9 protein-coding genes and 1 pseudogene are annotated in these 14,029 nt (G+C 58.4%); 7 read left to right on the plus strand and 3 right to left on the minus strand.

Annotation, left to right across the window (positions count from 1 at the left end; translation table 11 throughout):
* Positions 1–24 precede the first annotated feature (24 nt).
* Entirely contained in the window at positions 25–1,572 is a 1,548-nt protein-coding gene (mctP, locus tag ACQR1W_RS07115) for a monocarboxylate uptake permease MctP (protein ID WP_434850114.1), read from the plus strand.
* A 64-nt stretch (positions 1,573–1,636) separates the two neighbouring features.
* Positions 1,637–3,283: a long-chain fatty acid--CoA ligase gene (locus ACQR1W_RS07120; RefSeq protein ID WP_434850115.1), complete on the plus strand. Its 1,647-nt coding sequence runs from the start codon at positions 1,637–1,639 to the stop codon at positions 3,281–3,283.
* Positions 3,284–3,542: 259 nt separating this feature from the next.
* Here ACQR1W_RS07120 and ACQR1W_RS07125 read toward each other — a convergent pair whose 3' ends face one another.
* Positions 3,543–4,454, minus strand: a complete 912-nt coding sequence (locus ACQR1W_RS07125; RefSeq protein WP_434850116.1) for a helix-turn-helix domain-containing protein — start codon at positions 4,452–4,454, stop codon at positions 3,543–3,545.
* A 473-nt stretch (positions 4,455–4,927) separates the two neighbouring features.
* A complete protein-coding gene (locus ACQR1W_RS07130; RefSeq protein ID WP_434850117.1) occupies positions 4,928–5,800 on the minus strand; it encodes a c-type cytochrome in 873 nt (290 codons plus the stop codon).
* 1,192 nt (positions 5,801–6,992) lie between these two features.
* On the opposite strand from ACQR1W_RS07130, the gene ACQR1W_RS07135 reads away from it, so the two are divergent.
* Positions 6,993–7,775 carry a substrate-binding domain-containing protein gene (locus ACQR1W_RS07135; protein ID WP_434850118.1) on the plus strand — a complete coding sequence of 261 codons (783 nt, stop codon included), beginning with the start codon at positions 6,993–6,995 and terminating at the stop codon, positions 7,773–7,775.
* 93 nt (positions 7,776–7,868) lie between these two features.
* Positions 7,869–8,120, plus strand: a pseudogene (locus tag ACQR1W_RS07140) (IS110 family transposase); the annotation flags it as partial.
* A gap of 688 nt (positions 8,121–8,808) precedes the next feature.
* Here the strand turns inward: ACQR1W_RS07140 and ACQR1W_RS07145 are convergent.
* A complete protein-coding gene (locus ACQR1W_RS07145; protein ID WP_434850451.1) occupies positions 8,809–9,939 on the minus strand; it encodes a Gfo/Idh/MocA family protein in 1,131 nt (376 codons plus the stop codon).
* Between the two features lie 220 nt (positions 9,940–10,159).
* Between ACQR1W_RS07145 and iolD the strand changes: the two genes are divergently transcribed.
* From iolD to ACQR1W_RS07160, 3 genes are all read left to right on the plus strand, one after another.
* Positions 10,160–12,031: a 3D-(3,5/4)-trihydroxycyclohexane-1,2-dione acylhydrolase (decyclizing) gene (gene iolD, locus ACQR1W_RS07150; RefSeq protein ID WP_434850119.1), complete on the plus strand. Its 1,872-nt coding sequence runs from the start codon at positions 10,160–10,162 to the stop codon at positions 12,029–12,031.
* A 5-nt stretch (positions 12,032–12,036) separates the two neighbouring features.
* Positions 12,037–12,936, plus strand: coding sequence for a myo-inosose-2 dehydratase (gene iolE / locus ACQR1W_RS07155; RefSeq protein ID WP_434850452.1), 900 nt, complete (start codon positions 12,037–12,039; stop codon positions 12,934–12,936).
* A 94-nt stretch (positions 12,937–13,030) separates the two neighbouring features.
* Entirely contained in the window at positions 13,031–14,005 is a 975-nt protein-coding gene (locus ACQR1W_RS07160; protein WP_434850120.1) for a Gfo/Idh/MocA family oxidoreductase, read from the plus strand.
* Positions 14,006–14,029 lie beyond the last annotated feature (24 nt).

Raw genomic sequence — 14,029 nt, forward strand, 5'->3', positions numbered from 1 at the left:
CCTTAGAACCAGCAGGAAACCGTTGTGTCGGAAGTCAACTGGATTGCTCTCAGCGTCTTCGCATTGTTATTTGGCTTAGTCACTTGGTTAGGCTTTGCCGCGGCCAGGTGGCGAAAAGGCGATCTCGACTTGCTGCATGAATGGGGGCTCGGCGGCCGACGTTTCGGTGCGGTCATCACCTGGTTTCTCATAGGCGGTGATATCTACACCGCCTACACTTTCATTGCCGTTCCCTCACTCGCCTTTGGCGCCGGGGCCATCGCTTTCTTCGCGGTTCCGTTTACGATAGTCGCCTATCCAATCTTTTTCCTGGTGTTCCCGCGTCTCTGGCATGTCTGTCACAAGCACAACTATATCACCGCCGGTGACTTCGTGCGCGGCCGCTTTGGGAATCGTTGGCTGGCTCTTGCGGTGGCGATTACCAGTATTGTGGCGACGATGCCTTACATGGCCCTCCAACTCGATGGCCTACAGATCATCATTAGCGCGCTGGGTGTTTCCGGGACGGGATTGTTGGCCGATCTGCCGCTGATTATTGCGTTCATGGTCCTGGCGGCCTTCACTTACTCAAGTGGTATACGGGCGCCGGCCTCCATCGCAATTGTCAAGGATATACTCATCTACATCACGGCTTTCGCCGCCGTGATCATTATTCCAATCGAACTCGGCGGCTTCGGAAAGATCTTTGCGGCGGTGCCGTCGTCGAAATTACTTCTGGCGGCTCCCGGCCCTGGGAGCACAGGCGCATACAGCGCTTATGCGACCCTGGCGCTTGGCTCGGCACTATCAATCTATCTGTATCCCCATTCTCTCACGGGAATTCTGAGCGCTAGCAGCGGTCGCGCTATCCGTCGGAACGCTGCACTGCTGCCGGCGTATTCGTTCCTGCTAGGCTTGCTCGCGCTCCTCGGATTTTTCGCCATCGCGGCCAGAGTCAATACGCTTCACGAATACGCCGACGGATTCAAACGGTTCGGCAACAACTTCGCGGTGCCGGCCCTTTTTCTCAATAGCTTCCCATCCTGGTTTGTCGGCGTTGCCTTTTCTGCCATCGGTATGGGTGCTTTGGTGCCGGCGGCAATCATGTCGATCGCTGCAGCAAATCTTTATACGCGCAATATTCACCGAGAGTTCATCAACAAGTCTGTTTCGGATAGGCAGGAAGCGCAAATGGCGAAGCGGGTATCGCTGATCGTCAAATTCGGCGCCTTGGCGTTTATTATGGCGGTGCCAACGCAGTACGCAGTCTACCTACAGCTCCTCGGCGGAATCTGGATTATTCAGATATTTCCGTCGGTGGTGCTCGGCGCGTATACGAGTTGGTTTAACGGCTGGGCGCTGCTTGTCGGCTGGGCCGCGGGAACCATCGCCGGAACAGCAATGGCTGTCGCAGTAAACCTTACGCCGACTTATCCTCTCAAGATCGCCGGCTACGTGTTCCCGGGTTACGCCGCGCTCTATACGGTGGTCCTTAACGTTGCACTGGTCGTCGTCCTAACTCCGCTTTTCAATCTGTTGAGCATCCGGCGAACGGCGTTCGATGAGATCGCCAGCTCCGATTTTCACATCTGAAGGAAGTAGTGGCTTTCGGATAACGCAACGAGGCAGCTCGGGGTACGAGGCTATGAAGGGTTTAATGCAAAATCAACCGCTGTTGTTGTCGTCGTTGTTGCAGCACGCAAGTCGATTCCACGGTGACGTCGAAATCGTCTCGCGTTTCGCCGAAGGGCCTATACATCGCCAGACTTATGGGAGCGCGGCGCGGCGCGCACGAAAGCTTGCCGACACGCTTCGGCAACTCGGCATCGTCCAGGGCGATCGGGTAGGGACCCTGGCCTGGAACACTCATCGTCATTTTGAGATCGAGTATGCTGTCACCGGAATGGGTGCAGTATGGCACGCAATTAATCCAAGGCTGCTGCCGGCTCAAATTCATTACATCGCCGCACATGCCGAGGACAAGGTTCTATTCATCGAACCCTCCTTCGTTCCGATGGTCGAGAAGCTTGCCGGAGAACTGCCGACGGTGGAGCTATTTGTGGTGTTGGCAGATCGGGCGGCCATGCTTTCAACAACTATTCCCAACGTTCGCAGCTACGAAGATCTTGTTGACGAGGGTGACGAAAACTTCACCTGGCCCTCATTCGATGAGTTGTCCGCATCGTCTCTTTTTTACACGTCGGGTACCACCGGCAATCCTAAGGGAGTGCTTTATTCGCACCGGTCGGATGTCTTGCATTGCCTATCGATCTGCAGCGCGTCGTTCGGGGGCCTCACAGCGCTGGACGCGGTCCTTCCCATGACCCCGATGTTTCACGCCAACGGGGCTTGGGGGTTCACGCACGCTGCACCGATGGTCGGGGCCAAGTTGGTGCTGCCAGGTCCGAAGCTGGATGCTGCGAGCATCGGCGATTTGATCGAAGCAGAAGAAGTGACGGTAACCGCCGGCGTGCCGGTCTTGTATGCAAGATTGTTGCAGCACTTCGAGGCGGAAGGGCGAGGTGCCGGTTCCTTGAGACGAATCGTTGTCGCAGGTTCGGCACCTGCCTTGAGCCTGATAGAGGGGTTCGAGCGAATGGGCGTTTCCGTCTGCCACGTGTGGGGCATGACTGAAACGAGCCCCGCCGCGACCTTTCCCGAACCTTCGGGGAAAACCGCCCGGCTTGCTGCGGACGCGCAATTGAAGCGGAAAGCCGGACAGGGCCATCCGATGTACGGCGTCGATATCAAGATTGCGGACGAGAATGGAAACGAATTGCCACGAGACGGCGTGTCGGTCGGGCGGCTCATGGTCCGGGGTCCCTGGGTTACAAGCGGCTATTTCCGCGACGAAAGTCCATTGTTGGAAGACGGATGGTTCAACACTGGGGATCTGGCCGTCATGGACAACGACCATCACATTCGTCTAACGGACCGCGCCAAGGACGTGATCAAGTCAGGTGGTGAATGGATCAGTTCCATCGATGTAGAGAATCTCACGGTTAGCTGCCCCGGCGTTGCAGATGCTGCGTTGATCGGAATTCCTCACCCGCAATGGGAAGAGCGACCACTGCTTCTGATCGTCCCCGCTGCATCCAACCCGGCCACGGCAGCGTCTATATACGCTTTTCTCGAAGGCAAGATTGCGAAATGGTGGCTTCCCGACGATATCATTTTTGTCGAAGCGCTCGTCTATGGTGCCACGGGTAAGGTGCAAAAAATGGAGCTGCGTCGTCGCTACGCTCGGCACTACTTGGCTTGGAAGCCCGCTATGCCTTCGAGCGAGAAGCAACAGACTGAATAACAATCGGAGGGACCGGGTCGCTAAGAGCACCAGTGCGGAACGTGGCGGAACAGCCTGAGATCCGAGCCCTAAGGAGAAAAGATGATAACGCAGCTATCGGTTAACCACCTCGTCTACCGCACGACACGTTCGTTCGACGCAGTCGTCGTGGCGTTCGAGACCGTCGTGGGGACTCTCGACGATGTTGGTTGGGCTTCAATTCCGGCATCAGTTACATGGAATCATCGAATTCGATCTTGGCCGGTTTCGGCCATGCGCTTCAAGGAACTGTGATCGGCCGAGCAATGGGCGCGGCGCGCTGAATAATGAGGTTGGCTTCGTCCATACCGCAGGCGCCGACGCTAAGCTCGTGAGCGAAAAAATCTGTCGGCGCTTCGCCTACCAGGTCGTGGAATTCGTCGATAAGGTGCGCCTGATCGGTTAAACCACAGGCGTAGGCGGTCTGTGCCCAGGATCGGCCGCGGCGGCGTTCTGCGAGGATCTTCTGGAAACGAGCCAACCGCGCAAACCGCTTCGGACTCAGGCCAAAAGCAGCACTGAAGGCACGCGAAAGGTTGCGTGAACTGGTGCCAAGCCTCGCTGCAAGTGAACTCATCTGTATTGTTGGGTTTCTCCTGAGAAAGCAGGCCGCGCGGTTAGCGAGGTTATCTGTATGGGGGCGAAGGTGTTGAAGCAGGAAGGCCTGGACGCCGGCAACGCGCTCTTCACTCGTCTGTGCCGCCGCGAGCATTTCATCGCACATTGCCACTTCCCAAGCCCTGAACAAATCTCCCAGATAAACAGTGGCGTTTGCGAACTCCCTAATCGGAGCTTGGACTACGCGGCTCGCCGCGTCGGACCTAAGAGAAACGATGATAACGCCAAGCCCTCCGGTGGGGCGCAAGGTGACGGCATGCGATTGAATGTGGGTCGCGCACTTCGCTGGCAGGAGCTTGGCGCGTTGATGTATCTCCGCCGGTCGTCGATATTGACCAATTAGCTGAAGAGAGGTGCCGGGGGCGCACTTGATTGTAAGCGACTTTGCGAATCTAGCATTCGGAATATCGCAATCCCAGATTGCCTCGAGAATATCGGAAAGGGGCTGCGGTGAACGAAAACATCTTAGAATGCCAGTCTCCTCCTCCGCTGAGGCTTTTGCGCCGACGGCAATTGGATACTCAACGAAGTTCATGCGACCGCAGCGCTCCATGTGGTTGCGATTGGAGGAAAAATGGCACGTTTCATGGGGCAGACGTATCCAAATTGCACGGAGCGCGGTTGTGCATACCTGTCATCTGGACGAACGAGTAGCTCCACGAAGCGCGGCGGACAGCGCCCACCCGGAGTAGGCGAGCGAAATCGGATGCGTCAGCTCGTGAAGCTAGCTTGTCATCGCCGTGGGCACGAGGCAACCAGCCGCATCAAGCCTTGCGCTCTCGCGAAATCCCGATCAGCTGCGATGAGCAAAAAAGATCAGGCCAATGCCGACCTGCACAGTATAGATCGACCGCCGGCTGTCTATGATCAGCAGCCGAATGCCCCCAGCTAACATGTTCGTCAAGGCATCCGGACGGATCTGCGCGGCCGATCAAGGCTTGAGGTATCCGTCGCGCAGCAGGAAACCTGCGGGCTGGAATCCTTTCGTAGCGCGCTATCGAGATCAAATCACTTTCGCGTGCACGACGAATCGTTTGCTTGACTGAGGCATTCCCCTGAGGTCGTCGCCATGGTGTGCAAATATGCGACTAGTGCACCGAGGTCCGCGTCTGAGATGTTACGTTTGCTGAAGCCGATCATCTGTTGAGCTGGCCAGGTGCGGACTGCCTTCGGATCTCGGATGATGGCGCGCAATCCGGCATCGGTCAGGTATTGTGTCGGAAACATCGGGCGTCCGAAGTCGGGTCCAGTATCGCTCGCGCCGCCTCCATTCAACCGATGACACGGCAGACATTGCGCAACAAAAACGTCTTGCCCGCGTCGAGCCGGAGCGTCGGCTGCCGTCGTCGCCGGCACCGCGATCTGAGGCCAGCGGTGAACCGGGCTCTCGACGAGGGTCACGCGGGTCAACTGATAGGGCCATTGCTCGCGTGCGATTTCTGATTTCTCCGGATCGTCCCAGATAAGGTAAAACGGACCAGCCGTCTCTGTTTTCTGCGGCAATGGCGGCCAGGGATGCGCAGGATCTTCGACGGCAATATAAGCGACGGATCCCCCGATTGCGCCGCGCTTGATCAGCGTAAACGGAATTTGGCTGACGAAGCCGTCTCGTGCCTCCATTTCGACGGTATCGAATTTCGGATCAACGCTGTTGCTCAAGAGGGCCAAAAACGGCACGGCGCGATAGACGACGGTGTTATGATAGATGTCACCCGTTGCGCTCAACATTACGGCGTCTGGCCTGTTCAGCAATTGGGCGGCCGTAAAGCGCTGCTCGTTCGCTCCGTTGTTGATGACAAGCACAGGTTCTGTTGCTGGTCCGAACTCTGAGCGGGCCTTGCTCCATGCAGCAGGCGTCAGCAGCATGACGATGGTTGCCACTAGAGAAGGCCCCCGAAGGAGTAGGCTGCAGCGGCAGGGAAGACACCGTCGCTTCGTGTTGTCGAAACAAGCCGAGTGTGACATCTATCATCTCCAGGGAATAGGAATTAATGCGTGAGCCTGCAACCATAGGGGCGGGTGACTCGCTGTGTTCAGGCAGGCTGGTGTGCAGATCGCTCCAGCGTCTCTGGTGAAGACGTCGGTCAGCCAACCAAGGTTGCCACCATTCGGGATCCACGCTGCGTAGGCAAGTTCATCGTCGGGCGGCTCGCGTGTGAACTCGCTACCAGCGTAGCTCCGCGGCATAACGGCGCGGCATTTTGGGTAATCGCAAACACGCCATTCGGGATGATGCGTTGGAAAGAATGCCAGTCGAACGCGTCGGCGAAGTGCATCATGACTGTCTGTTGATCTGACCAGTTTGGCAAAACGGACTAATCCAAATAGGTCTTTGAGGTGTTCGTAGAGCGCGGCGGGCCGAAAGGTCCGTTTCCGATCTGTTCGCAAATATCGTAAGCCTTTTGGCACTACGATTTGGTGTCCGCCGCGATCAAAAAAAGGAAATAGGGGCCATTCGCTACACCTCAGTTCCAAATCGTCCTGAGTAAGTTACGCATGAAATGCGAACGATTGCCGTTGAGCGTCTTCCAGACTCGATCTGGAGTCCAAGCAATTCGCGCTGCGCAGTCAATCAACCAAGAACACCGGTGTGCCGGCCACCATGACTGGATGCCAGCCCACGAAAAAATGCGCTACCGACGCTTAGTCTAGAAGCGGCCGGTCGACAAAAAGACATAACCGCGCCTGGAAGGTCCGTGACCGAAGCACACGTCCGTTCGGATATTCTTCTTCGTCGGGCCGGTACCTTTTAGTCCAGCGCTGTAGTCCTGCTGGCACGTCCAAGGAGCGTGGCGTGTCGGCGAGCTTCAGTGTCCCGCGGTGCGTGGCTGGCGCCGGTGCGGCCTTAGTCTGCGAAGTTGTGAAGGCGTAGAATAAAGTTGTCAGTGGCTGGAAACTGAGCGGACACTCGTCACGCATGCTCAAAGGCGCATTTCGATAACAAGGTGCGGGTTGCTCGGCCAAGTGTTGCTAATGCAGCGCAATAGCTGACGATTGTAATTCAATGGAAATCTGGTGCGCTTATTCGCGGTGCGCCACCCACTGAATCGAACAATGCGGGGTCGTAATATCAATGAAAACTCGATCGAGTTGTGTCACAGCAGCGCTCGCCGTTGGCGGCCTCATCGCATCCATTACTTGTGGCCAGGCCGCGCAAGTAAAAGTCTTTGCGTCCGTCGCCTTGAAGTCCGTTCTTGATCAACTTTCTCCTGCGTATGAAAAGGACACGGGTAATAAACTCCTTATCACGTGCGAGGTGGCGGCAGATCTTATGAAGCGGATTTCGGATGGGGAGGCCGTCGACGTGGTCATTCTCACTCGAGGAATGATAAATGATCTACAGAAGCAAAATAGGGTTGTGACCGGCAGCGCCGTAACCTTGGCGACTACTGAGGTGTCAGTGGTGACAAGGTCCGGCATGCCAATGCCGAATATTGGTTCCGTAGAAGCCCTCAGGCAAGCTCTGCTAGGAGCAAAAGCAGTTGCATACTCGGATCCTGCAAAAGGCGGACTAAGTGGCGTCGTGTCCGAGCAAGCTATAGAACGAATGGGCATCGCAAAGCAGATGAGCGGAAAGACCGTTCTGGTGGCTGGAGGCCAAGCTGCGAAGGCGGTTGCGGCGGGTGACGCCGACATAGGTATTGCGCAAGCATCCGAAATTGTGCCAGTCGCCGGCGTTCAAATGATCGGTCCGCTGCCAGGCAATCTTGCGAGCGTAACTGTTTTTGCCGGTGCGATCGGCCTTGAAAGTGCTTCGGCCGAAAACGCAAAGGGACTGATTGAGTTTCTGAGAGGACCAGAAGCGGCGCTGACATTCAAAGGAAATGGGTTCGAGCCGCAGCAGGAAACTCGCTAAGAAATCCAGACCGCCAAGAGTGGAGGATGTCTGCTACGCGCGAGTAAGCGATCCGGTGAAGCGCAAGTAAGGCCCGATTAACTGGATATCGGCATGGACGAGAGCGTGATTTGCGTGGTCGACGACAAGGGCTAGGTGGCGCTTCAGACCACCGCGGTGACCGATCCGGACGCGATCAAAGCCGCGCTCAAGCCGTATCTTGGCCGCTTACGGCGGCTCGGCCACGAGGCCGGGTCGTTGTCGCCCTGGCTGCATCCGGAGCTGGTCAAACTGGGGCTGCCGGCGTGTCTCTGGAGACCCTTCATGTCCGCGCCGCGCAAGGCGCAGCGCAACAAGACCGATAGGGTGACGTAGTAGGTTAAGTCGGTCATTCGGACTCCTAACCCTGTTGATCCCTCGCGGCGGCACGTGTGAGGCATTGATGATCGAGAAATCAGCCGAAAAGGCAGAGATCGGCGCCGACTTTGCCGCCGCGATAGCAAGCGCTGGATACGCTACGCCAAACATGCCCATCCCATGCGCCGGCATTCATCGTTGTTGATCCAATGCCTTGCGGATATGAGTACCACTTTGCCATTGTAGTTTTGTGGCGCGTCACACAGAACGGCACACGATGCCGAGGCGTTCGCGAGAGGCGAGCCATCATAACGAATGGTGCTAAGGAGATCAGTTCTGCGAAGTCAAGTATAGTCCTACCTATCCATTCTTTCACTGCACCAAGAAGCGCCGTTGGTTGGCGAACTGGTGCTGTCTCGTCTGGCATGAGCCGCAATTGGGATTGCATTTCGATCGCGTAGTTGCCGACGCGTCTCGCAGTGAGCGCTGCTGCAGTTCGTGTGGACGAGAGTAGCAGGTTCGCCATCTTGTGACGCGTCGATGTAAAATCCTGTGCCTGGCTTGTATGCCGACGGCAAGGTCCCGGCCTTGATGAAAGGTTCCTTTGTGTCTATCGCATCCTCAGATTACGAACTCGTCGTACCGGATCGTTCTGTCGAGAGTGTCGAGAAAGCTCCCGAAACAGCGCAACGGACGCTCAACCAACATCCTTCCACGTTCCGGCGCGACTTGAGGTGTGAATGGCCTCGACGAGAATTTGGATGCGCAGGCCAGCGCGGAAACTGAATGGCTCCGATCGATGTCCAGCGATGGCGTCCAGGTACGCTGCTGCTTCGATCGCCTTCAGGTCGTTGAAACCAAGCTGGTGGCCAGGCGCAACGCAGAACAGGCCATATGGCCGATGGTCCGGGCCTGCCTCGATCCGGCGGAATCCCTGACGGCCAGGGCGATCGGCGGTCGAGAAGAAATGCAGCTCGTTGAATCGTTCCTGGCTGAAGGCGAGAGCGCCTTTGCTTCCATAGACCTCGAAGTCGTGTTGCATCTTCCGCCCGGTCGCAATCCAATTCCCCTCGATCGAGCCGGAGGCGCCGTTGGCAAAACGGAGGAAAGCCCGGCCGACATCGTCGACTTCGACGCGCCTCCGTCCGCCGTTGCCGTCCGGACGTTCCTTGATCATCGTCACGCAATCGCCCATCACTTGGGTGATCGGTCCCGCGGCTGGACTCAACAGGAATTCTGCCGTCGCCAAGGCGTGGCTACCAATATCGGCCAGCGCGCCGCCGCCCGTCGGGTCGTGCCGAAAGGTGAAGGGTCCGGCGCTGTCTGCCATGTAGTCCTCGGCGTGGACACCGCGGTAGCCGCGTATCTCGCCGAGTTCTCCGGCCGCGATCATGTCGCGCGCAAGGCCCAGCATGGGGTTGCAGAGATAGTTGAAGCCGACTTGCGTCTTTACTCCCGCCGCTTCGGCGGCCTCCGCCATTTCGCGGGCGTCTGTCGCAAGCGGCGCCAGTGGCTTTTCACAATAGACATGTTTGCCCCCGGCAATTGCAGCCAAGGCCATGTCCTTGTGAAGCGCGTTGGGCGTGGTGATGTTGACGACGTCGATGTCGGGACTCGCCACGAGCGAACGCCAGTCTGAAGTTGAGCGCGCGAAGCCCAGGGAGGAGGCGGCTTTCGCGGCCGCCTCGTCGGTGATGTCGGCGATCGTATGCAGTTCCAGATCGAAGGGAAGGTCGAAGACGCGCATCGCAATTGAGTAACCGAAAACGTGAGCCTTCCCCATGAAGCCGCTGCCGATGAGGCCGATGCGAAGCTTCCGTTTGGTCATGTCGGAATCCTTATTCACGATGAGGTCGCAGTTCAGTGACCGGCGAGAAACCCGAACACGTTCTGAAGAAGAGATTTGTCGTCGATCGCCGCAACGCCCGGTCGGAAGAGTTATGGAGGTCGCCCGCCGCCATTGGCAATAATTGTTGCGGAGAAAGTATATTGTCAATATTCAATGCAAGAGGTTATGTTGGCCACAAACCGTCGAGGGAGGAGACCACATGACCGGAGCCACAATCCGACTCACCATGGCCCAGGCCTTGGTGCGATGGCTTACTCAACAGTTCACTGAAATCGAAGGCGTTCGCGTCCCCCTGTTCGCCGGTGTCTTCGGCATTTTTGGTCATGGCAACGTGACGTGCCTGTCCGAGGCTCTGGAAACTGTGCAGGATCGTCTACCGACCTGGCGCGGGCAGAACGAACAGTCGATGGCATTGGCGGCCATTGGTTTCGCCAAGGCCAAGCTCCGGCGGCAAATCATGATAGCGACGTCGTCGATCGGCCCTGGGGCGCTCAACATGGTGACGGCGGCGGGAACGGCTCATGCAAACCGCTTGCCGGTTCTTCTCATCTCCGGCGATACGTTCACCAACCGCTTGCCAGATCCGGTTCTCCAGCAGGTCGAGCATTTTGGCGATCCGACCGTCACTGTGAACGACGCGTTCAAGGCGGTCACACGCTACTGGGATCGCATCACCCATCCGGCGCAGATCATTTCGTCGCTCCCGCAGGCGGCGGCAGCGATGCTCGATCCGGCCGACTGTGGCCCGGCCTTCCTCGCGCTTCCACAGGACACCCAGGAGGTGGCTTTCGACTACCCCGAGGTCTTCTTCGAGGCTCGAACCTGGACCATCCCGCGTCCGCGTCCCGACCGCCATAAATTCGCGGAAGCCGCCGCACTGCTCAAGACCGCGAAGAAGCCGATCCTCATCTCCGGCGGCGGCGTGCGCTACTCGCTGGCAGGACATGTCGTCGCGGAGTTTGCGGTCAAGCATGGAATTCCTATTGTCGAGACGGTCGCAGGGAAGGGCGCCGTCACCCATTATCACCCGGCCCATGCGGGACCGATCGGAGTTATCGGCTCAACCTCGGCGAACGGGCTCGCAGCCGAAGCCGATGTGATCCTTGCGGTGGGGACCCGTCTCCAGGATTTCACGACGGGATCATGGACCGCGTTCAGCCCGGACGCGCGCTTTATCTCGATCAATGCGGCCAGGTTCGATGCGGTAAAGCATCGCGCAGTCGCGGTCGTGGGCGACGCGCTGGAAACGGTTACGGAACTCGATGCCGAGCTTGGCGCTTGGCGCATCGATCCCGCCCACATGGCGCGTGCTCAGAGGCTCTTCAAGGAGTGGGATGCTTTGCTGGAGTCGTTGCAGGCTCCGAATAACGCGCCGGTGCCGACCTACGCGCAGGTGGTCCAGGCCGTGAACGCGTCAGCAGGCGAGAAAGACACGCTGATTTCAGCAGCCGGCGGCCTGCCTGGCGAGGTAGCAAAAGGCTGGCGCGTCAAGTCGCCGAACACCTTTGACCTCGAGTTCGGCTTCTCTTGCATGGGTTACGAGATCGCGGCCGGTTGGGGGCACGCGATGGCCAATTCCGGGCCTGGCGGGCTGGGCGGAACGCCGATCGTGATGGTCGGCGACGGCACCTATCTGATGATGAACTCGGATATCTACTCGACAGTTCTGAGCGGTCACAAGATGATCGTCGTGGTCTGTGACAATGGCGGGTTCGCGGTGATCAACCGGTTGCAGCAATTCAAAGGCGTGCCAGGGTTCAATAATTTATTGACCGATTGTCGCGTTCAGAATCGCGACACCCCTCTTCACGTTGATTTTGCCAAGCACGCCGAGTCCATGGGGGCTGCTGCACGGCGTTGCGAGAGCCTCGCCGACCTTGTCGCCGCGCTCGAATGGGCCAAAGGCAACGACCGCACCACCGTGCTTTCGATCGCCTCAGACGCGTATTCGTGGGCTCCTGGCGACGCCGACTGGGACGTCGGCGTGCCAGAAGTATCCTCGCGCGAGACGGTTCGAAGCGCGCGCAAGCAGCAGGACGAGATCCGCGCGAAGCAGCGCATCGGAGTGTGACAGCCATGAAAGCAAAACTTGGAATTGCCCCCATTGCCTGGTGGAACGATGATCTGGCCGAATTGTCCGATGACGTGAGTCTGGAGGAGTGTTTGCGCCAAGCGAGCGTCGCTGGTTTCACGGGGATGGAAACCGGACGACGGTTCCCCATGAACATGGAGGAACTCGGGCCATTGCTCGCCCGATTTGGCATTTCCGTTTGCGGCGGCTGGTTCTCCGGCCTTCTGCTCGACAGCGACATCGAGCGGGAAAAAGATCGCATTCGCGCCCAGATGGAGTTCTTCATCGCGGCCAAGGCGCCCTGCATCATCTACGGCGAAACCGCTCGTTCCATCCAGGGCATTCGCTCTGCGCCGCTCGATACCAAACCCAGGCTCTCGGAGGAGGAGATCAGGGCGTATGGACGCAAGATGACGGCTTTCGCGGAGTGGTGCGCCGGGCAGGGAATGCCGATCGCCTATCATCACCACATGGCTGCGGCGATCGAGACCGAAGCCGAGCTCGACCTGCTCATGGCCAATTCGGGTGAGGCGCTACCGCTGTTGTTCGATGCCGGCCACATGGCTTTTGCCGGCGGCGACGTCTTGCGTGTCATCGACAAACATCATTCCCGCATCAGCCATGTGCACACCAAAGATATCCGCAGCAGCGTTATCGAGAAGCTCGACTGGAAGCGGGAGAGCTTCCTCGATGCGGTGGTGAAAGGGGCCTTCACGGTGCCGGGCGACGGCTCGCTCGACTTCGCTGCGATCATCGCGCGCCTCGCGTCCTACGGTTACGAAGGGTGGTTTGTCGTCGAAGCGGAACAGGACCCGAAGGTCAGTCCGCCGCTCGAGATGGCCAAGAAAGGTCATGCGGAACTGATGCGCTTGATGGCCTCGGCCGGATATGAAGTCGTACAATGAACCGCAGAGCTCCGATATCGTCGTGCTCGAAGAAGCACGCAGGTCTTGCACTGGCTTGGCGGGTCATGTTGGCGAGCCTGGCGATGGAGGTGAAATGAGCGTCGGGATAGGAATCATCGGGACAGGTGTTATGGGCGCGGAGCACGCCCGGATACTCCGGCACGAGACTCCGGGTGCTCATCTCGTGGGGATTTTTGATGCCGACGCGGCGCGGGCGGCGGCCGTTGCCTCTGGAGCAACCGTTTTTTCGGATCCTTATTCGCTGATCGCGTCGGATCAGATCGACGCGATCGTGATTGCATCTCCTGACGCGACACATGCCTCCCTGACACGCGCCTGCATCGCGGCGGGGAAGCCAGTTCTCTGCGAAAAGCCCTTGGCATCCTCAGCAGCGGATGCCCTCGACGTCGTGCAGGCGGAAGTCGCTTTCGGTCGCAGGCTCATCCAGGTCGGCTATATGCGCCGGTTCGATCCAGGCTATCGGGAGATCAAGCGCGTCAAGGACACCGGCGGCTTGGGCGAACCGGTGTTGCTGCACAACGTGCACCGAAACGTTCGCGCCCCGGAGTGGTTCACCGGTCCGATGGCCGTCACCAATTCGTTCGTCCACGAGATCGATGCCAGCCGTTGGCTTCTGGGATCGGAGATGATTTCGGCGCATGTGCAAGCGGGGTCCGGCGGCGAACCCCTCATGATCACGATGAAAACCGACAAAGACGAGATCGTTTCGACCGAGGTGTTCGTGAACGCTGGTTACGGCTACCATGTGCATGTCGAACTGGTCGGTCGGCAAGGCACAGTGTCGCTGGCTCCGGCGTCACTGACGCTGTTGAACAGAGACAGAGCAGGTGGTCATTCGTATCCGGACAATTGGGTGCCGAGGTTCGAAGAGGCATATCGCAGGCAGATGGCCGAGTGGATCAGCGCCGTGAAAGCTGGAGTATCTGTCGGAGCGAGCGCGTGGGACGGCTATCTCGCCTCGGCCATCGCGGAGCAAATCGCAGAGGCGCTTGCCGGAAATGGTGTGGCCTGCCTGGAATATGGGCCGCGTCCCTCGTTGTATGACTGACAGAGCGAGCGAGGACTGGGCGGG

It is taken from the genome of Bradyrhizobium sp. HKCCYLS1011 (assembly GCF_051167795.1).
In the GTDB taxonomy this organism is placed as follows: domain Bacteria; phylum Pseudomonadota; class Alphaproteobacteria; order Rhizobiales; family Xanthobacteraceae; genus Bradyrhizobium.

Excerpts from the sequence above, each read along its gene's own strand:
- ACQR1W_RS07135 (WP_434850118.1), top strand. The coding sequence starts at position 6,993 with ATGAAAACTCGATCGAGTTGTGTCACAGCAGCGCTCGCCGTTGGCGGC.
- ACQR1W_RS07125 (WP_434850116.1), bottom strand. The coding sequence starts at position 4,454 with ATGAACTTCGTTGAGTATCCAATTGCCGTCGGCGCAAAAGCCTCAGCG.
- ACQR1W_RS07145 (WP_434850451.1), bottom strand. The coding sequence starts at position 9,939 with ATGACCAAACGGAAGCTTCGCATCGGCCTCATCGGCAGCGGCTTCATG.
- iolD (WP_434850119.1), top strand. The coding sequence starts at position 10,160 with ATGACCGGAGCCACAATCCGACTCACCATGGCCCAGGCCTTGGTGCGA.
- iolE (WP_434850452.1), top strand. The coding sequence starts at position 12,037 with ATGAAAGCAAAACTTGGAATTGCCCCCATTGCCTGGTGGAACGATGAT.
- ACQR1W_RS07160 (WP_434850120.1), top strand. The coding sequence starts at position 13,031 with ATGAGCGTCGGGATAGGAATCATCGGGACAGGTGTTATGGGCGCGGAG.
- ACQR1W_RS07120 (WP_434850115.1), top strand. The coding sequence starts at position 1,637 with ATGCAAAATCAACCGCTGTTGTTGTCGTCGTTGTTGCAGCACGCAAGT.